Below are 17,086 nucleotides of genomic sequence, written 5' to 3'. Positions count from 1 at the left end.
AGCACACCCCGTGAAGGTCGGCGTCATCGGACTCGGCGACATCGCGCAGAAGGCCTACCTGCCGGTGCTCGCCACGCTGCCCGGGGTCGAACTGCACCTGCAGACCCGCACCCCGGCCACGCTCACCCGGGTCGCCGACGGGCTGCGCCTCCCGGCCGGGCAGCGCCACGCCGACCTCGGCTCACTCCTCGCCGAGGGCCTCGACGCCGCCTTCGTGCACGCGCCGACGGCCGTCCACCCGGAGATCGTGACCCGGCTGCTGGAAGCCGGCGTCCCGGTCTACGTCGACAAGCCGCTCGCCTACGAACTCGCCGACTCCGAGCGCCTGGTGGCCCTCGCCGAGGAACGGAACACCAGCCTCGCCGTCGGCTTCAACCGGCGCCACGCCCCCGGGTACGCGCAGTGCGCCGAGCACCCGCGCGAGCTGATCCTCATGCAGAAGAACCGCATAGGCCTGCCCGAGGAACCGCGCACGATGATCCTCGACGACTTCATCCACGTCGTCGACACGCTGCGCTTCCTGGCGCCGGGACCGGTCGACGACGTGACCGTCCGCGCCCGCGTCCAGGACGGCCTGCTCCACCACGTCGTGCTCCAGCTCGCCGGGGACGGCTTCACCGCGCTCGGCGTCATGAACCGGCTCAGCGGTTCGGCGGAGGAGATCCTCGAGGTGTCCGGTCAGGACACCAAGCGCCAGGTGGTCAACCTCGCTGAGGTGATCGACCACAAGGGCCAGCCGACCGTGCGGCGGCGCGGCGACTGGGTCCCGGTGGCCCGCCAGCGCGGCATCGAGCAGGCGGTGCTCGCCTTCCTCGACGCCGTGCGCGCCGGCAAGGTGCTCAGTGCCCGGGACGCGCTTCAGACCCATGAGCTGTGCGAGCGGGTGGTGCGGGCGGTGGCGGAGCGCTCCGCCTGAGCCGCACCGCCCGCACACCCTCGGCGGCGGCCCAGGCCGCGAGGATCAGCAGCGCCGCGTGCAGCGTCCAGTCGCCGTAGCGTACGTAGGGCGTGCTGCCGTGCGTGAGCGGCACCTCGTACACCCGCGACGCGCTCGCGTCGGTGCCGAGCCACGACCCGATCCGGGCGCCGTTCGCGTCGTAGACGGCGGAGACGCCGGTCAGGGTCGCGTGCACCATCGGGCGGCCGGTCTCGGCGGCGCGGAGCGCGGCGAGCGAGGCGTGCTGCGCGGGCGCCCAGGTCTGCTGGAAGGTCGACGTCGACGACTGGGCGAGCAGCACCTCGGCGCCGTCGGCGGCGAGCCGGCGGCTCATGTCGGGGAACGCGCTCTCGAAGCACACCATCGGGCCGATCCGCAGCCCGTCCCCGACGTCCATCACCACCTGCTCGGAGCCCCGCCTGCGGTCCTCGCCCGCCGCCTCGCCGACGGAGGTGGCCCAGCCGAGCAGTGAGCGGGCCGGGACGTACTCGCCGAACGGGACGAGCCGCATCTTGTCGTACCGCTCGCCGGTCGGGCCGTCGGGCCCGACGAGTACCGAGCTCTTGTAGATGCCGGGCTTGTCGGAGCGCCGCGCGTCCACGTTGACCAGGATGTCCGCGCCGGTCTCCCGCGACAGCGCCGTGAGCCGGCGTGCCAGGTCGGGGCGGTCGTCCAGGTCGAAGCCGACGCTGCTCTCGCCCCAGACGATCAGGTCGAGGTCCCGGTCGGCGAGCCGGCGGGTCAGCTCCTCCTCGCGGTCGAAGCGCCGGTCGGCACTGTCCCGGCCGGCGACGACGCCGGGCTGCACCACGGCGATCGCGACCCGCTCGTCGGCATCCGGGCGCGGCGACCAGACCCAGGCCGCGGAGGTGGCCGCGGCGGTGGCGACCAGCCCGGCCAGTGCGGGCACCCGGGCCCGGCGGACGGCGACGAGCACGGTGACGGCGACGTTGACCGCCACCACCAGGAAGCTCAGCAGCCACACCCCGCCCACCGAGGCGAGCCGCAGCGTCGGCGCCACCTGCCACTGACTCGCGCCGAGGACGCCCCAGGGGCCGCCGAGCCCCTCCCAGGAACGGACCAGCTCCACCGCCAGCCAGCCCGACGGCAGCACCACGAGCGACGCGGCGACCCCGCGCACCGAGGGCGTCCCGCCCAGCAGCCGGCGCACCAGCCAGCCCCACGGCGCCCACAGCGCGCCGAGCAGCGCGGCGATGACGAACGTGAACACATGGAGGTTGGGCAGCAGCCAGTGGTGCATGGCCAGCATGAACCCGAACCCGCCGCACCATCCGTCGAACGCCGCCCGCTTCCAGGTCGGCGCGGTACGGGCCAGCAGCAGCCAGGGCACCAGGGCGACCCAGGCCCACCACCACAGGGCCGGCCCCGGAAAAGCGAGCACGGGCAGCGCGCCGGCGGCCGCGGCGGCGGCCGAGCGCCGCCACGGGGAGGCGAGCCAGCGGTCGAGCGTCTTCATAGGCGCCTCCCTACCCCGTGGTCTCTTCAGTGTGCGCGCTCGACGAGGGCGGATTGCAGTTGATCACATCGGATGTCCGGGGCCGGGGAAGCGGGGCCTCGCCTAAGATGATCGATGATCGATCAAACAGGGGTAGCGTGCCCCTCGATCCTGCGACGATCTTCTGCTGGAGGTACTCATGAGGCGTCCCATCACGGTGGTCACCGGCGGCAGCCGGGGAATCGGGGCGGCGGCCTGCCTGCGGCTCGCGGCGGACGGGCACGACGTCGTCGCGGGCTATGTGCGCGACTCGGGGGCGGCGGAGGCGGTCGTCGCGGGGGTGCGCGAGGCCGGCGGCCGCGGTCTCGCGGTCCGGGCGGACACGTCGGTCGAGGCAGACGTCGAGCGGCTCTTCGAGGTCGCGGAGGAGCGGCTCGGGCCGGTGACGGGGCTGGTGAACAACGCGGCGGTGACCGGGCCGCTGGGGAGGCTCGCCGACAGCGACACCGCGAACCTGCGCCGGGTCCTCGACGTCAATCTGCTGGGCGTGCTGCTGTGTGCACGGCGCGCCGCGCAGCTGATGACCGCGCGGGGAGGCGGCGTGATCGTGAACGTGTCGTCGGGCGCCGCGACCATCGGCAGCCCGGGGGAGTACGTGCACTACGCGGCGACCAAGGCGGGCGTCGACGCCCTGACCCTGGGCCTGGCCAAGGAACTCGGCCCGGACGGCGTCCGCGTCAACGCGGTCGCTCCCGGGGTCACCGACACCGAGATGCACGCCGCGATGGGCGACCCGGAGCGTGCCCGGCGGATGGGGGCCGCCGTTCCGCTGGGTCGGGCGGGCCGGGCGGAGGAGATCGCCGCGGCGATCGCCTGGCTGATGTCGCCGGACGCGTCGTACACGACGGGGACGGTGCTCAGGGTGGCCGGCGGGCGCTGACCGCCCCGGCCGGTCAGGCCGCCTCGATGACCTCGCCACGGATCGCGGTCGCCCACTCGACCACCAGCAACTCGTACTCCACACGCTCCTGCGCCGACAGGGTCCCGCCCGCACGCCGCCACAGCGCACGGATCTGATCGTTCAGCTCCGCGGCGGACCGCACGAAACCAGGAGTCACGGAATTGGGGGACATGCGGACAAGCCTAGGGGCAAGCACTGACAGTGCGCTACCGGACGGCTACAGAAGCGGCTGCGTCAGCCGGACGACTCCGCGGCGTGCGGGCTGAGGGCACCCGTCGCGACCAGGGCGATGATGACGATGCCGAGCGCGATGCGGTACCAGACGAACGGCATGAAGCTCCTGGTCGAGATGAACTTCATGAACCAGGCGATGACCGCGTACCCGGTGCCGAAGGCGATGATCGTCGCGAACAGCGTCGGCCCCCAGGAGACGTGGTCGTTCTCCATGGCGTCCGTGAGTTCGAACAGGCCGGAGGCGAGCACCGCCGGGATCGCGAGCAGGAACGAGTACCGGGCCGCCGCCTCGCGGCGGTAGCCCATGAAGAGGCCGCCGCTGATGGTCGCCCCGGAGCGGGAGACGCCGGGAATGAGGGCCGCCGCCTGGCAGAGGCCGTAGATCAGGCCGTCCCGGACGCTCAGGTTCTCCAGTTCCTTGCGCTGCTTGGGCGCGCGGTGCCGGCCGCCCTTCTCGTCCCGCGCGGCCATCCGGTCCGCGACGCCGATGATCACACCGACGACGATGAGCATGGTCGCGGTGATGCGCAGGTCGCGGAACGGACCCTCGATCTGGTCCTTCAGCGTCAGTCCGAGCACGCCGATCGGGATGGAGCCGACGATCACGAGCCAGCCCATGCGCGCGTCGGGGTCGTGGCGCATCGACTTGTCGGTGAGCGACCGCGTCCACGCCGAGATGATCCGCCCGATGTCCTTGCGGAAGTAGATGAGTACGGCGGCCTCGGTGCCGATCTGCGTGATCGCCGTGAAGGCCGCGCCCGGGTCGTGCCAGCCGGAGAACGCCGCGGTCAGGCGCAGGTGAGCGCTGGAGGACACGGGGAGGAACTCGGTCAGCCCCTGGACGAGTCCGAGGATGAGTGATTCAAACCAAGACATGAGGTTACGGGGTCCAAGTGCCGATCGAGAAACGGGCGACGGGCACGCCGGAGCGCCGTGTGCGGTGATCAGGATCAGGCGTGCCGAGGGGCAGCGTAGCGCCCCAAAGTGAAGATCGGCCCACAGGGGTGGAAGGGCTACTGGGCCGCCGTCGGGCCCGTCACCGTCCAGCCCGGGGCCTGCGGATGGGCGGTCAGGTCCTCGTGCCGGACGGTGTCGCCGCAGGCCCGGCAGGTCACCTGCGGGACGAGTTCGCTGCCGCAGGCGTGCTCGATCACCATGGGGCGGTCGTCGTCCGCGCGCAGGTGCCGGTCGCCCCATTCCATGAGGGTCATCAGGACCGGCTCCAACTCCAGACCCGCCCTGGTGGGCCGGTACTCGAAGCGCTGCGGGCGTTCGCTGTACGGCTGCCTGGTCAGGATCCCCGCGTCGACGAGCCGCCGCAGCCGGGTGGCGAGGATGTCGCGCGGGGCGCCGATGTTGCGCACCAGCTGGTCGAAGCGGCCGTTGCCGAGACACACCTCGCGCAGGACGAGCAGGGAGTACTTCTCGCCGACGAGCGCCAGGGCGTCGGCGATCGAGCAGGGGCGCGGGTTCTTGGGGGCGGCGGACATGACGTCAGTCTAATTGAGGGTTTGTTTTTCCAACTTGCAGGGCTATGGTGAGTCCAGATTTCCTACTCACTGGTAGTCACCGGGCATCGGAGGTCCGCACCATGCGTGACGCAGTCGTCGTCGAAGCCGTACGCACCCCCATGGGCAAGGGCAGGCCGAACGGCGCCCTCGCGCACGTCCATCCCGTGGAGCTCCTCGCGCACACGCTGCGCACCCTCGTCGAGCGGTCAGGTGTCGACCCGGTGCTGATCGACGACGTCATCGGAGGCACCGTCGACCAGGTCGGCGAGCAGGCCATGAACACCACCCGCTACGCCCTCCTGTCGGCCGGCTTCCCCGAGTCCGTCCCCGCGGCCACCGTGGACCGCCAGTGCGGCTCCTCCCAGCAGGCCGTCCACTTCGCCGCGCAGGGCGTCATGGCCGGGGCGTACGACCTCGTCGTCGCCTGCGGGGTCGAGTCGATGAGCCGGGTGCCGATGTGGTCCAACGTGCCGCCCGGCAAGGACCCCTTCGGTCCCGGCGTCGCCGCCCGCTACCCGGAGGGGCTCGTCCCGCAGGGCGTCAGCGCCGAGCTGATCGCCGCCAAGTGGTCGCTCACCCGGGAGCGGATGGACACCTTCGCCGTCGCCTCCCACCACAAGGCCGCCGAGGCCTGGGACACCGGCCGCTTCGACGCCGAGATCGCGCCCCTCGACGGTGTCTCGCGCGACGAGTGCGTACGCCCCGCCAGCAGCGTCGAGGTCCTCGCCGGCCTCAAGTCCGCCTACCACGACCCGGCCTTCGCCGAGCGCTTCCCGCAGATCGAGTGGAACGTCACCGCGGGCAACGCCAGCCCGGTCAACGACGGCGCCTCGGCCGTGCTGATCACGTCGAGTGAGACCGCCGCCCGCCTCGGCCTGCGCCCGCTCGCCCGCCTGCACAGCTTCGCCGTCACCGGCTCCGACCCGCTGCTGATGCTGACGGGCGTGGTCCCGGCCACCGAGAAGGTGCTGCGCAGGGCGTCGCTCTCCCTCGGCGACATCGACCTGTTCGAGGTCAACGAGGCCTTCACGAGCGTGGTGCTGGCCTGGCAGCAGGAGACCGGCGCCGACCTCGACCGGGTGAACGTGCACGGCGGGGCGATCGCCCTCGGCCATCCCCTCGGCGCGAGCGGCACCCGGCTCACCACGACGCTCGTCCACGCCATGCACGCGCGCGGCGCCCGCTACGGCCTGCAGACGATGTGCGAGGCGGGCGGGCTCGCCAACGCGATGGTCCTGGAGGCGCTGTAACGCCCCGTCAGCGCCCGCGCAGCTGGTGCCGCTTGCGCCAGGCCACCACGGCGCCGGCCAGCCCCGGCAGGGCGATGCAGGCCAGTGCGATCAGAAAGGCGGGGGAGGTCGGTGTCGAGGCGCGGGCACCGGCGACGACGTAGGCGGCGGTGTTGGGGATGGACCCCAGCGCGGTCGCCAGCAGGAAGGGGAGCAGGCCCATACGGGAGACGGCCGCGCAGTAGTTGGCGGCGGCGAACGGCACCCCGGGGAACAGCCGCGCCGCCAGCATCGAGCGGAAACCGTGCCGGCTGAGCTGCCCGTCCGCGGCCTTCAGCCACTTGCCCCGCAGCAGCGGGCGCAGTGCCTCCTGGCCCAGCATCCGGCCGAGGCAGAAGGCGATTCCGGCGCCGAGCACCGTCCCCGCCAGCGCCGAGGCGAGGCCCAGCTGGGAACCGAACAGGGCACCCGCGGCCAGGTTCAGGAGCGGACGCGGCACGAAGGCGACGGTGCACAGTCCGTACGCCACCGCGTACGCGACCGCCGCCGCGGCGCCCCCGAGCTGCGGCGGCCAGCCGTTGGTCAGCAACTGCTGCGGCTGGAACAGCAGAACAGCGGTCGCCGCCGACGCGAGCAGGGCGACGAGCAGGGAGAAGCGGGACCACGGAGAGAGCAGGACTCTCGTCACGCGGGCGGCGAAGCCGGTCGGTGCGGCCGGCGCGACCGGCCCGGCGGCGGTGGCGACGGCGAGCTCCGTTGCTGCGGTCCGGGGAGAGACCGTGGCGGTGCCCCCAGAGCGGGTGGTGGCATCGAACATCCGGTGACACTAACCGACAAATGTGTGTGATCGCCGTATGGTGCGTCTCATGAGCGTCACAGCCGAGGAAATTCCGGACGTGCCGCGCAGCGCTCTCGCCGACACCGTACTGGAGCGGCTCACCGTCGTGTACGCCGCCGCGGCCGATCCCGAGCGGGCCGTGGACCTGCGGGCGTACATGAGGGACGTGGCGCCTTTCCTGGGCATGACCTCCCCTGTTCGCCGCGCCCTGTCCCGCTCCGTCCTGGAAGGTCTGCCCCGCCCGGGTGAGTCGGACTGCACCGCGGTCGCGCTGCGCTGCTGGCGGCTGCCCGAGCGCGAGTACCACTACTTCGCCGTCGATTTCCTGCGCCGGTATGTGACGCATTGCTCTTCCGGTCTCCTGCCCGTGGTCCGGCATCTGCTCACCACGGTGCCGTGGTGGGACACCGTCGACCTGCTCGCCGCGCACGTCGTCGGAGGGCTGGTCGCGGCCGACCGCGACCTCACGGCCGACATGGACGTCTGGAGTGCGGACGGGGACCGGTGGCTGGTCCGCGCGGCCCTGCTCCACCAACTGCGCTACAGGGAACGCACCGACACCGACCGCCTCTTCGGCTACTGCCTGCGTCAGTCCGGCCACGGCGACTTCTTCGTCCGCAAGGCCATCGGCTGGTGCCTGCGCGAGTACGCCAAGACCGACCCGGACGCCGTACGCGCCTTCGTGGCCGAGCACGGGCAACGCCTCGCGCCGCTGTCCGTGCGGGAGGCGCTGCGCAACATCGGGCCGTAGAAGACGGAGCCGGTACTCGAACTCCCGTGCCATAAAAAACCATTCGACGTGGGACAAAGCGTCGGCGAGGATCGGCGTCATGTTCCGGTACGCCTTCCACCTCGCGGCATCCGCGGTCGCGGATGCCCCGAAGGCTGCCGTCCCCTTCTTCAAGGCCGCGACGGCCGCAGTCGGCGCCCGAAGCTGACCCTCCCCGGATCGTCCGGCGGACCCCGCAGGGGGAGGGTCGGCCGGCCCCCGGGGTCCCCACCATCGCCACGAGGCTTCGAGGTACCGCCATGTCCAAGACGGCGTACGTCCGCACCAAACCGCATCTGAACATCGGCACGATGGGCCATGTCGACCACGGCAAGACCACCCTGACCGCCGCCATCACCAAGGTGCTCGCCGAGCGCGGCGCCGGCAGCACCACCCAATACGTCTCGTTCGACCGCATCGACCGCGCCCCGGAGGAGGCGGCGCGCGGCATCACCATCAACATCGCGCACGTCGAGTACGAGACCGACACCCGGCACTACGCGCACGTCGACATGCCGGGGCACGCCGACTACGTCAAGAACATGGTCACCGGCGCCGCCCAGCTCGACGGGGCGATCCTCGTCGTCTCCGCGCTGGACGGGATCATGCCGCAGACCGCCGAACACGTCCTGCTCGCCCGGCAGGTGGGCGTCGACCACATCGTGGTCGCGCTCAACAAGGCGGACGCCGTCGAGGACGGCGAGGACGCGGTACTGACCGACCTGGTCGAGCTGGAGGTGCGGGACCTGCTCACCGCGCACGGCTACGGTGGCGACGCCGTGCCCGTCGTACGGGTCTCGGGGCTGAAGGCGCTGGAGGGCGACCCGCGGTGGACGGCGTCCGTCGAGGCGCTGCTCGACGCCGTGGACACGTATGTGCCCATGCCCGAGCGGTACCTGGACGCGCCGTTCCTGCTGTCGGTGGAGAACGTGCTCACCATCACCGGCCGCGGCACGGTCGTCACCGGCGCCGTCGAGCGTGGCACCGTCCACGTCGGCGACCGGGTCGAGGTACTCGGCGCGGCGGTCGAGACGGTCGTCACCGGCCTGGAGACCTTCGGCAAGCCGATGGACGAGGCCCAGGCCGGGGACAACGTGGCGCTGCTGCTGCGCGGTGTCGCCCGCGACACGGTGCGTCGCGGCCATGTGGTCGCCGCACCCGGAAGTGTCGTGCCCGCGCGGCGCTTCTCGGCGCGGGTGTACGTGCTGTCGGCGCGCGAGGGCGGGCGTTCGACGCCGGTCGCCACGGGGTATCGGCCGCAGTTCTACATCCGTACGGCTGATGTCGTCGGAGACGTCGACCTCGGCGAGGTGGTGGTGGCGCGGCCCGGGGACACGGTCACGATGACGGTGGAGTTGGGCCGGGACGTGCCGCTGGAGACGGGGCTCGGGTTCGCCATCCGTGAGGGCGGGAGGACCGTGGGGGCGGGGACCGTGACCACGGTGGGGTGAGTGCCCCTGGCCGTGCGTGGGGGACTGCGGGGCCCGTTGTGGCTGGTCGCGCCCACGCGGCGGAGCCGCATATCGATGCAGCCCCGCGCCCCTTCGGGGGCGCTTCGCACAGGCACAATGAAGAGGTGAGGGAAGCCATACCGCTCAGCCGCGTCACCGACCACGGCACCGCCAAGCTCATGCCCGACGTCGACCGGAAGCGGGCCTGGCTGCTCACCGTCGACGGGGCGCCGCAGTCGTACGTCGACCTGGACGAGCCGGCGCACCTGGAGTTCGAGTACACGCGCCGGCTCGGCCACGTCCTGGACACGGTCGCCGAGCCGGGGCGTGCGCTGGACGTGCTGCACCTCGGCGGCGGCGCGTTCACCCTGCCCCGGTACCTGGCCGCCACCCGGCCCGGCTCCCGCCAGGACGTCGTGGAGGCCGACCGGGGGCTGCTGGACCTGGTCGCCGAGCACCTGCCGCTTCCGGACGGCGCGGGCATCACCGCGCACGGTGCCGATGCCCGCGCCTGGCTGGAGGCCGCACCCGCGGACTCGGCCGACGTCCTGGTCGCCGATGTCTTCGGAGGCTCACGGGTGCCCGCGCACCTGACCTCCGTCGCCTACGCCCGGGAGGCGGCGCGGGTCCTGCGCGCCGACGGCGTGTACGCGGCCAACCTGGCCGACTCCGCGCCGTTCCCCTTCCTGCGTCCGCAACTGGCCGGGTTCGCCACGCTCTTCGAGGAGCTGGCGCTGATCGCCGAACCGGGTGTGCTGCGCGGACGGCGCTTCGGCAACGCCGTCCTCGTCGCCGCGCACCGACCGCTCGACACGGCCGCGCTGGCCCGGCGCACCGCCGCCGACGCCTTCCCGGCCAGGGTCGAGCACGGACCCGCCCTGCGGGAGCTCATCGGCGACGCGCGGCCGGTGCGCGACGAGGACGCCGTACCGTCGCCCGCGCCTCCCGCCGGGGCGTTCGGCATCGGCTGAGCGGCGCGCGCGGCGCCGCCCGGTGTGGTGTGCGCCTACGACTCGGTCGGCGGTTCCTCGGTGAGGCGCACGGTGCTCAGGATCTTCTGGATCGTCGCCTCCGGGACCTCCTCGTCGACGCCCTTGGCGCCGTACAGGTTCCAGGTGACGAAGTCGCCCGCGCTGTTCTTGAAGGCGAAGGTGATCGCCTTGCCCTCGCTGTCGCACTTCCCCTTCTGGGGCGTGCCCTGCGAGTACGCCGTGATGACGCTGCCCTTGATACCGGACGTCGTGGTGTACGCCTTCGGCTTGCCGTACTTCACGCTCTTCTTGTCCGGCTGGGTGTAACCGCCGAAGATCCACCAGGGCACCCGCGTCTCGGCCGCCATGTCGGTGTCCTTGGCGCCGCTCTCACCGCGGGTACCGGTGGTGGCGAGGGCGGTGCTCTCCTTGCGGCCGTCCTTGTTCTCGTCGGTCGTGCACCACTCGGACTTCAGGTAGGCCGGGGCGGTGACCGTGGTGCGGTCGGTCTTGCCCTTCTCCTCCCACTCGAAGCCGACGCTGGTGTCGGTGCTGTCGATCTCCCAGTCGGCGGGCACGTCGAACATGGTGCCGAAGCGCGGGTTGGCGACGACCTTCCAGCCGTCGATGGTCGCCTTCAGCCCGTCGCCGCCCCGCGGGTTGTCCTCGTCGCCGGACGCGCTCGGGTCGGTGGACGGGGTCTCGGACTTGTCCGCGGACGCGCTCGCGGACGGCTTCTTGTCCTTGCCGTCGTCCGCCTGGTCGTCCTTGTCACCGCCCAGCACCAGGAACCCGGTGACACCGGCGGCCACCACCACGGCGAGCGCCGCGACGATCGCGACCACCTTCGTCCGGTTGCCGCCACCGCCACCACCCGGAGACGGCTGCGGAGCCCCGGGGGGCTGCGGAGCACCCCACTGCTGCTGCCCGTAGGCGCCGGGCTGCTGCTGTTGCTGGTAGCCGGGCTGCTGATACGGATTCGGCTGCTGGTACCCCGGCTGCTGATACGGATTGTTCTGCGGGTTCTGCTCGCCCCCGGGCGGCTGCTGTCCTGGCCACATGAGAGGTCACCCTAATGCCGCCCAGGACACGATTCGGTCACCGGCCCTTGTCAGGGACGTACCGAAGTCGGGTCGGCTCCTTCAGGAGTCCGCCGGCGTGTACTCCCTGACGGTGGCGAGGATCTGCCGGACGGTGGCGTCCGGAACCTCGTCGCCGACGTCCGCGGCGCCGAAGAACGACCAGGACACGAGGTCACCGTCGGCGGCCTTGAAGGCGAACGTCGTCGCCTTGCCGTCCACGTCGCACCTGCCCTTCTTCTCGACCCCGGACGACCGGGAGGTGGCGACGCTGCCCTTGATGCCGGAGGCGGTGGTGAAGGAGGTCACCGGTCCCGTCGCGACCTTGTCCCGGGCCGGCTGGGCGAAGGCACCGTAGACCCAGTCCGCCGAGTCGTTCCGGGCGATCTCCTCGGTGCTCCGCGCACCGTTGTTGCCGCGTGTGCCCGCGCTCGCCAGTGGCGTGTGGTCGACCGAGCCGTCCCGGTCGCCGTCGGCGCCGCACCACTTCTCCTTGAGGACGGCCGGGGCCTTCATGGCGACCAGCGGCTTCTCCTCGGGGTCGTCGTCCTCGGCGACGTAGGTGACCCAGTCTCGCGACTGGAGCGCCCAGGAGGCCGGAACGTCGAAGGCGATGCCCTGGCCGGGGTCGGCCACGACGCGCCAGCCCGCGACGGTCGGCTGCGGGCCGTCGTCCCCGTCGCGCGGGTTGTCGGCGGCGGACGCCGGCGCCGAGGGCGCGGCGGGGCCGGGTTCGGCCCGGTCGTCCTCACCGCCGCCCAGCAGGACGGCCCCGGTCACGGCGGCGGCCGCCACCACGACGACCGTGGCGGCGATGATCGCCACCAGCTTCGTACGGCCGCCCGGCCTCCCGCCGGGTGGCGGGGCGGCCGTGACCGTGGGTGCGTCCCAGGGGGCGGATTGCTGCCCGGCGTAGGGCTGTTGCCGCTGGTGGCCAGGCTGCTGGTACGGGTTGGGCTGCCGCGGGGCCGGTCCGCCGGCGGGGGGCTGCTCTCCTGGCCACATGGGCGGCAAGCATACGGCGATCATCCCCGATACCTGGCCCAAGGATGCTACTCATGGGTAACCTCCTGTCATGAGCGAAGATCAGATGTCGATCGGCGAGTTGCTCGCCGCCACGGTGCCGATGGTCCGGACCCTGAACCTCGAGTACCTGGAGACCACTCCGGAGAAGGCCGTACTGGCCCTTCCGGACCAGAGCGAGTACCGCAACCACGTCGGCGGGCCGCACGCCGGAGCCATGTTCACGCTGGGCGAGTCGGCCAGCGGCGCGATCGTGCTGGCCGCCTTCGGCGACCAGCTCTCCCGGGCGGTGCCGCTTCCGGTCACCGCGGAGATCGCCTTCAAGAAGGTCGCGCTCGGCCCGGTCACGGCCACCGCGACACTCGGCCGCCCCGTCGCCGAGGTCGTCGCGGAGCTGGACGAGGGCAGCCGCCCCGAGTTCCCGGTGAGCGTCGCCATCCAGCGCGAGGACGGTGCCGTGACCGGTGAGATGACCGTCATATGGACCCTGCGTCCCAACAGCTGACGCCCGTCGAACCGGTAGGCTTCCCGGGTCGCCTCGTTCGAGGCGACCCGGGAAGCGGCGCGAGACCCACCCGGAACGCATCAGGGACGCGAATCGGAGGGTCTGGCCTTGCACGTCCAGGAGTGGCTCGACACGGTGCCCGCGGCGGCCGTCTACGCCGTCGTCGGACTGGTCATCGGTCTGGAGAGCCTGGGCATCCCGTTGCCGGGCGAGATCATCCTGGTCTCGGCGGCCCTGTTGTCCTCCCAGCACGGCGGCGTCGACCCGCTGGTCCTGGGCGCCTGTGCCAGCGCGGGCGCGGTGATCGGCGACTCCATCGGGTACGCCATCGGCCGCAAGGGAGGCCGGCCCCTCCTGGCCTGGCTGGGCCGGAAATTCCCCAAGCACTTCAGCGAAGGGCACATCTCCACCGCCGAACGGTCCTTCCAGAAGTGGGGCATGTGGGCCGTGTTCTTCGGCCGCTTCGTCGCCCTGCTCCGCATCTTCGCGGGCCCGCTGGCCGGCGTGCTGCGGATGCCGTACTGGAAGTTCCTCATCGCCAACGTCCTCGGCGGCATCGTCTGGGCCGGCGGCACCACCGCCGTCATCTACTACGTCGGTGTCGTCGCCGAGTCCTGGCTCAAGCGCTTCTCCTGGCTGGGCCTGGTGGTGGCCGTGGGCATCGGCGTCGCGTCGATGCTGGTCCTCAAGCGCAAGGCCAAGCGGGCCGTGCCGGAACAGGGCGCGGCGGCCGGACCGGAGCCGGCCCCGGCCGCAGACTGAGCCTCACGGTCCGTCGTGGACCTCGTGATGCGCCTTCGCCAGCTCCGCGTACATCGTGCCGTTCAGCGTGACCCCCTGACGCTCCTCCTCCGTCAGCTCCCGCCTGACCTTCGCCGGCACTCCCGCCACCAGCGAGCCCGGCGGCACCTCCATCCCCTGGGGCACCAGCGCCTGCGCCGCGACCAGCGACCCGGCGCCGATCACCGCGCCGTTGAGGACCGTCGCGCCCATGCCGATCAGGCAGTCGTCCTCCACGGTCGCGCCGTGCACCACGGCGTTGTGCCCGATCGAGACGCGCTCGCCGACGGTGACGGGGAAGCCGGGGTCGGCGTGGAGCGTGCAGTTGTCCTGGACGTTGCTGCTCGCGCCGACGGAGATCCGCTCGACGTCGCCGCGCAGCACCGCGCCGTACCAGACGCTCGTTCCGGCGTGGAGCGTCACGTCCCCGATGACCGAGGACGTCGGCGCCACGAAGGCCTCCGCGTCCACCTTCGGGTCCTTACCGCCGATGCCCGTGATCAGCGCCTGCTGCGTCATCATCGCCTCCTGCTCGGGTGATGTACGGCACCGTACGCCACCCGGTGGGGTGAAGATCACAGGCCTCCGAAGTCATGGCCGCACCGCGCGCCGACTACCGTGAGCGGGTGCCGAAGCGCAAGAACACGTATCCGTCCTGGCGGAGCCGCCTCGCGCAGCGGGCCGTCCACGCCGGCTGGGCCTGGGTGCAGCGCACCGGCTCCGTCACCGCCGCACACCCCGGACGCTTCCGCTTCGGGGCACTGGGCACGGGCACCCGGCTCGCCTTCCCGCTCGGCACGGTCTTCGGCGAGCCCTGGATCCACGTCGGCGCCCACTGCATCATCGGCGAGCAGGTCACCCTGACCGCCGGACTCATGCCCGACCTCGACCTCGGTCCCGAGCCCATCCTGCGGATCGGCGACGGAGTCGTCCTCGGCCGCGGCAGCCACGTCATCGCGGACACCACGGTCACCATCGGCAGCGACTGCTACTTCGGCCCGTACGTCTACGTCACCTCCACCAACCACTCCTACGACGACCCGCACCAGCCCATCGGCAAGCAGTGGCCCCGGATGGACCCGGTGGAGGTCGGCTCCGGCTGCTGGATCGGCACCGGCGCGGTGATCCTGCCCGGCGCGCGGATCGGGCGGAACGTGGTGGTCGCCGCCGGTGCCGTGGTCCGGGGCACGGTCCCCGACCACGCCGTGGTGGCGGGCGCGCCGGCCCGTGTCGTACGGCGCTGGACGCCCGACGAGGGCTGGCAGCCGCCGCTGCGGACGCCGGCTCCGGTGCCGATACCCGACGGGGTCACGCCGGGACAGCTGCGGGCGCTGTCGAAGCTGGACGACGAGGCGGTGGCCCGGCTCGCCGAGCTGGACGACCGGGTGGGAGGGGCGGGCAGGCTCGCGGAGCCGGCCGCCGAGAGCTGACCAAGGCGGACTCGGTACCGCCGGTACGCCGAGCCGCCGGTACGCCGAGCCGCCGGTACGCCGAGCCGCCCGTTGGCCGAGCCGCCCGTTGGCCGAGCCGCCCGTACGCCGAGACGACCGTTCGCCGTGCCGGCCGCTGTTGTTAGCGTGCGGCCATGCACGCACCCATCGGCGACTTCGACAACGCCACCCCCGCCCCGGACGCCCTGGACGAGCTGACCCGGCCGGTGGCCGACGCCGTACGCCACTGGCGCGGCAGCGTCCCCGCCGACCAGATCGTCTACGTCGACACCGACCCTGAGTGGGCCGACACCGCCACCTTCGTCGAGCACTACGGCCGTGAGTTGCTCGAACAGTCCGCCAACTGCGTGGTGGTCACCGGCAAGCGGGGCGGAGGTACGACGCTGGCCGCCTGTGTGGTGCTCTCCACCACCCGGGTCGACGTCAACGGTGTCGTACGCCGCCACCTCGGCGCGCGCAAGGCCTCCTTCGCCTCGATGGACACGGCGACCGGCGAGACCGGCATGGAGTACGGGGGCATCACCCCGGTCGGCCTGCCCGGTGACTGGCCCGTGCTGGTGGACTCGGCCGTGGTCGACCTGCCGTACGTCCTCGTCGGCAGCGGACGTCGGCGCGGCAAGCTGCTGGTGCCGGGCAAGGCCTTCGCGGAGCTGCCGGGAGCCGAGGTACTGGACGGGCTGGGCGTCGCCTGACCCGTCACGCCGTGGCGTGGTGGGCCAGCGCCAGGTGCGGGTCCGTCTCGCCCGGGGCCGGTGCCGGGTCGGCGTGGACGAGGGCGGCGGTGAGCCGCGGGACGGCGTGCAGCAGGGCGTGCTCCGCCTCGACGGCGATGTGATGTGCCTGCCGGACCGTCGCCTCGCCGTCCACCACCAGGGCCACCTCGGCGCGCAGCCGGTGCCCGATCCAGCGCAGCCGCAGCTCACCCACCCCGCGCACGCCGGGTACCTCGGCCAGTACGCGCTCGGCCCGGTCCACCAGCGCCGGATCGACGGCGTCCATCAGGCGCCGGAACACCTCGCGCGCCGCGTCCCGCAGGACCAGCACGATCGCGGCCGTGATCGCCAGCCCGACGACCGGGTCGGCGAGTCGCCATCCCAGCGCCGCGCCGCCCGCGCTCAGCAGCACGGCCAGTGACGTGTAGCCGTCCGTGCGGGCGTGCAGCCCGTCGGCGACCAGTGCGGCGGAACCGATCGACCGGCCCACGCGCATCCGGTAGCGGGCCACCCACTCGTTGCCGGCGAAGCCGACCAGCGCGGCGACGGCCACCGCCGGGACGTGCGCGACCGGGCGCGGGTCGAGCAACCGGTCCACCGCCGTCCACGCCGCCAGGACCGCGGACGCGGCGATCGTCAGGACGATGACGATGCCCGCGAGGTCCTCCGCCCGCCCGTATCCGTACGTGAAGCGCCGGGTGGCCGCGCGCCGGCCCAGGACGAAGGCGATGCCCAGCGGTACGGCGGTCAGCGCGTCCGCGGTGTTGTGCACCGTGTCGCCGAGCAGGGCCACCGACCCGGAGACCACCACCACAGCCGCCTGCGCCGCCGCCGTCGCGCCGAGCACCGCCAGCGACACCCACAGGGCGCGCAGCCCACGGGCCGAGGACTCCAGCGCCGGGTCCAGTTTGTCGGCGCTCTCGTGGGAGTGCGGGGTGAGACGGTGCGCGAGGCGGTGCCACGGGCGGGCGGGGGAGTGGTGGCCGGGGGTGTGGGCATCGTCGTGCTGGTGCTGGTGCTGGTGCTGGTGCTGGTGCTGGTGCTGGTGCTGGTGCTGGTGCTGGTGACGGTGGTGCCGGTGCGGGTCGCTCACGGGGTGCCCCTTCCGGTGTTCCGGTGCGGTGGTGGGCGCCCCGCGTCCACCACCCCCAAATTTTCGTATTAGCGCACCCAAGAAC

19 protein-coding genes are annotated in these 17,086 nt (G+C 72.5%); 10 read left to right on the top strand and 9 right to left on the bottom strand.

Going from position 1 to position 17,086, the window contains the following annotated elements; all coding sequences use genetic code 11:
- Window positions 1–10: 10 nt before the first annotated feature.
- Complete coding sequence (locus tag ACFW48_RS32395) at window positions 11–916, top strand: Gfo/Idh/MocA family protein (protein ID WP_386321069.1); 906 nt, start codon at window positions 11–13, stop codon at window positions 914–916.
- On the opposite strand, the gene lnt is transcribed toward ACFW48_RS32395, so the two are convergent.
- Entirely contained in the window at window positions 840–2,414 is a 1,575-nt protein-coding gene (gene lnt / locus ACFW48_RS32390; RefSeq protein ID WP_386321067.1) for an apolipoprotein N-acyltransferase, read from the bottom strand. The two genes, ACFW48_RS32395 and lnt, sit on opposite strands and share 77 nt — an antisense overlap.
- 178 nt (window positions 2,415–2,592) lie before the next feature.
- On the opposite strand from lnt, the gene ACFW48_RS32385 reads away from it, so the two are divergent.
- Entirely contained in the window at window positions 2,593–3,333 is a 741-nt protein-coding gene (locus ACFW48_RS32385) for an SDR family oxidoreductase (protein WP_386321064.1), read from the top strand.
- A 13-nt stretch (window positions 3,334–3,346) separates the two neighbouring features.
- Here the strand turns inward: ACFW48_RS32385 and ACFW48_RS32380 are convergent, their stop codons facing one another.
- The 3 genes from ACFW48_RS32380 to ACFW48_RS32370 all read right to left on the bottom strand — a co-directional run bounded on the left by ACFW48_RS32380 (window position 3,347) and on the right by ACFW48_RS32370 (window position 5,078).
- A complete protein-coding gene (locus ACFW48_RS32380; protein ID WP_121745768.1) occupies window positions 3,347–3,526 on the bottom strand; it encodes a hypothetical protein in 180 nt (59 codons plus the stop codon).
- Between the two features lie 62 nt (window positions 3,527–3,588).
- Complete coding sequence (locus ACFW48_RS32375) at window positions 3,589–4,464, bottom strand: undecaprenyl-diphosphate phosphatase (RefSeq protein WP_386321063.1); 876 nt, start codon at window positions 4,462–4,464, stop codon at window positions 3,589–3,591.
- A gap of 137 nt (window positions 4,465–4,601) precedes the next feature.
- Window positions 4,602–5,078 carry a winged helix-turn-helix transcriptional regulator gene (locus tag ACFW48_RS32370; protein WP_386321060.1) on the bottom strand — a complete coding sequence of 159 codons (477 nt, stop codon included), beginning with the start codon at window positions 5,076–5,078 and terminating at the stop codon, window positions 4,602–4,604.
- Window positions 5,079–5,179: 101 nt separating this feature from the next.
- On the opposite strand from ACFW48_RS32370, the gene ACFW48_RS32365 reads away from it, so the two are divergent.
- Window positions 5,180–6,349 (top strand): thiolase family protein, encoded by a 1,170-nt coding sequence (locus ACFW48_RS32365; protein ID WP_386321058.1) that lies wholly within the window; start codon window positions 5,180–5,182, stop codon window positions 6,347–6,349.
- A 7-nt stretch (window positions 6,350–6,356) separates the two neighbouring features.
- Here ACFW48_RS32365 and ACFW48_RS32360 read toward each other — a convergent pair whose 3' ends face one another.
- Window positions 6,357–7,145 (bottom strand): TVP38/TMEM64 family protein, encoded by a 789-nt coding sequence (locus ACFW48_RS32360; protein ID WP_386321056.1) that lies wholly within the window; start codon window positions 7,143–7,145, stop codon window positions 6,357–6,359.
- Between the two features lie 49 nt (window positions 7,146–7,194).
- On the opposite strand from ACFW48_RS32360, the gene ACFW48_RS32355 reads away from it, so the two are divergent.
- The 3 genes from ACFW48_RS32355 (at window position 7,195) to ACFW48_RS32345 (ending at window position 10,357) form a co-directional block, all read left to right on the top strand.
- Window positions 7,195–7,917: a DNA alkylation repair protein gene (locus tag ACFW48_RS32355; RefSeq protein WP_386321054.1), complete on the top strand. Its 723-nt coding sequence runs from the start codon at window positions 7,195–7,197 to the stop codon at window positions 7,915–7,917.
- A gap of 278 nt (window positions 7,918–8,195) precedes the next feature.
- Entirely contained in the window at window positions 8,196–9,386 is a 1,191-nt protein-coding gene (tuf, locus tag ACFW48_RS32350) for an elongation factor Tu (RefSeq protein WP_386321051.1), read from the top strand.
- 125 nt (window positions 9,387–9,511) lie between these two features.
- Window positions 9,512–10,357: a spermidine synthase gene (locus ACFW48_RS32345; protein ID WP_386321049.1), complete on the top strand. Its 846-nt coding sequence runs from the start codon at window positions 9,512–9,514 to the stop codon at window positions 10,355–10,357.
- Window positions 10,358–10,392: 35 nt separating this feature from the next.
- Here the strand turns inward: ACFW48_RS32345 and ACFW48_RS32340 are convergent, their stop codons facing one another.
- Both ACFW48_RS32340 and ACFW48_RS32335 read right to left on the bottom strand, forming a co-directional pair.
- The gene (locus ACFW48_RS32340; protein WP_386321046.1) at window positions 10,393–11,418 is read right to left on the bottom strand and encodes a hypothetical protein; all 1,026 of its coding nucleotides are present in this window, start codon (window positions 11,416–11,418) and stop codon (window positions 10,393–10,395) included.
- Between the two features lie 81 nt (window positions 11,419–11,499).
- Window positions 11,500–12,441: a hypothetical protein gene (locus tag ACFW48_RS32335; protein WP_386321043.1), complete on the bottom strand. Its 942-nt coding sequence runs from the start codon at window positions 12,439–12,441 to the stop codon at window positions 11,500–11,502.
- An 85-nt stretch (window positions 12,442–12,526) separates the two neighbouring features.
- Here ACFW48_RS32335 and ACFW48_RS32330 point away from each other — a divergent pair, with 85 nt between their 5' ends.
- Together ACFW48_RS32330 and ACFW48_RS32325 are read left to right on the top strand one after the other, a co-directional pair.
- Complete coding sequence (locus ACFW48_RS32330) at window positions 12,527–12,964, top strand: DUF4442 domain-containing protein (RefSeq protein WP_386321194.1); 438 nt, start codon at window positions 12,527–12,529, stop codon at window positions 12,962–12,964.
- Between the two features lie 108 nt (window positions 12,965–13,072).
- Entirely contained in the window at window positions 13,073–13,726 is a 654-nt protein-coding gene (locus ACFW48_RS32325; protein ID WP_386321041.1) for a DedA family protein, read from the top strand.
- A 3-nt stretch (window positions 13,727–13,729) separates the two neighbouring features.
- Here the strand turns inward: ACFW48_RS32325 and ACFW48_RS32320 are convergent, their stop codons facing one another.
- Window positions 13,730–14,263, bottom strand: a complete 534-nt coding sequence (locus ACFW48_RS32320) for a gamma carbonic anhydrase family protein (RefSeq protein WP_386321191.1) — start codon at window positions 14,261–14,263, stop codon at window positions 13,730–13,732.
- Between the two features lie 107 nt (window positions 14,264–14,370).
- Between ACFW48_RS32320 and ACFW48_RS32315 the strand changes: the two genes are divergently transcribed.
- Window positions 14,371–15,174 (top strand): acyltransferase, encoded by an 804-nt coding sequence (locus ACFW48_RS32315; protein ID WP_386321189.1) that lies wholly within the window; start codon window positions 14,371–14,373, stop codon window positions 15,172–15,174.
- Window positions 15,175–15,329: 155 nt separating this feature from the next.
- Window positions 15,330–15,887 carry a YbaK/EbsC family protein gene (locus ACFW48_RS32310; RefSeq protein WP_386321038.1) on the top strand — a complete coding sequence of 186 codons (558 nt, stop codon included), beginning with the start codon at window positions 15,330–15,332 and terminating at the stop codon, window positions 15,885–15,887.
- A gap of 4 nt (window positions 15,888–15,891) precedes the next feature.
- On the opposite strand, the gene ACFW48_RS32305 is transcribed toward ACFW48_RS32310, so the two are convergent.
- Window positions 15,892–17,001, bottom strand: a complete 1,110-nt coding sequence (locus ACFW48_RS32305) for a cation diffusion facilitator family transporter (RefSeq protein WP_386321035.1) — start codon at window positions 16,999–17,001, stop codon at window positions 15,892–15,894.
- Between the last annotated feature and the right edge of the window lie 85 nt (window positions 17,002–17,086).

The organism is Streptomyces sp. NPDC058812, from assembly GCF_042744565.1.
GTDB classification, from domain to species: Bacteria; Actinomycetota; Actinomycetes; order Streptomycetales; family Streptomycetaceae; genus Streptomyces; species Streptomyces thinghirensis.
The sequence above is the reverse complement of the archived record's forward strand: the minus strand, read 5'-3'. Positions and strand labels throughout refer to the sequence as shown.

What these genes read in the sequence shown, in the direction of transcription:
- lnt (WP_386321067.1), bottom strand. Translation starts at nt 2,414, where the DNA reads ATGAAGACGCTCGACCGCTGGCTCGCCTCCCCGTGGCGGCGCTCGGCC.
- ACFW48_RS32385 (WP_386321064.1), top strand. Translation starts at nt 2,593, where the DNA reads ATGAGGCGTCCCATCACGGTGGTCACCGGCGGCAGCCGGGGAATCGGG.
- ACFW48_RS32380 (WP_121745768.1), bottom strand. Translation starts at nt 3,526, where the DNA reads ATGTCCCCCAATTCCGTGACTCCTGGTTTCGTGCGGTCCGCCGCGGAG.
- ACFW48_RS32375 (WP_386321063.1), bottom strand. Translation starts at nt 4,464, where the DNA reads ATGTCTTGGTTTGAATCACTCATCCTCGGACTCGTCCAGGGGCTGACC.
- ACFW48_RS32370 (WP_386321060.1), bottom strand. Translation starts at nt 5,078, where the DNA reads ATGTCCGCCGCCCCCAAGAACCCGCGCCCCTGCTCGATCGCCGACGCC.
- ACFW48_RS32365 (WP_386321058.1), top strand. Translation starts at nt 5,180, where the DNA reads ATGCGTGACGCAGTCGTCGTCGAAGCCGTACGCACCCCCATGGGCAAG.
- ACFW48_RS32360 (WP_386321056.1), bottom strand. Translation starts at nt 7,145, where the DNA reads ATGTTCGATGCCACCACCCGCTCTGGGGGCACCGCCACGGTCTCTCCC.
- ACFW48_RS32355 (WP_386321054.1), top strand. Translation starts at nt 7,195, where the DNA reads ATGAGCGTCACAGCCGAGGAAATTCCGGACGTGCCGCGCAGCGCTCTC.
- tuf (WP_386321051.1), top strand. Translation starts at nt 8,196, where the DNA reads ATGTCCAAGACGGCGTACGTCCGCACCAAACCGCATCTGAACATCGGC.
- ACFW48_RS32340 (WP_386321046.1), bottom strand. Translation starts at nt 11,418, where the DNA reads ATGTGGCCAGGACAGCAGCCGCCCGGGGGCGAGCAGAACCCGCAGAAC.
- ACFW48_RS32335 (WP_386321043.1), bottom strand. Translation starts at nt 12,441, where the DNA reads ATGTGGCCAGGAGAGCAGCCCCCCGCCGGCGGACCGGCCCCGCGGCAG.
- ACFW48_RS32330 (WP_386321194.1), top strand. Translation starts at nt 12,527, where the DNA reads ATGTCGATCGGCGAGTTGCTCGCCGCCACGGTGCCGATGGTCCGGACC.
- ACFW48_RS32320 (WP_386321191.1), bottom strand. Translation starts at nt 14,263, where the DNA reads ATGACGCAGCAGGCGCTGATCACGGGCATCGGCGGTAAGGACCCGAAG.
- ACFW48_RS32310 (WP_386321038.1), top strand. Translation starts at nt 15,330, where the DNA reads ATGCACGCACCCATCGGCGACTTCGACAACGCCACCCCCGCCCCGGAC.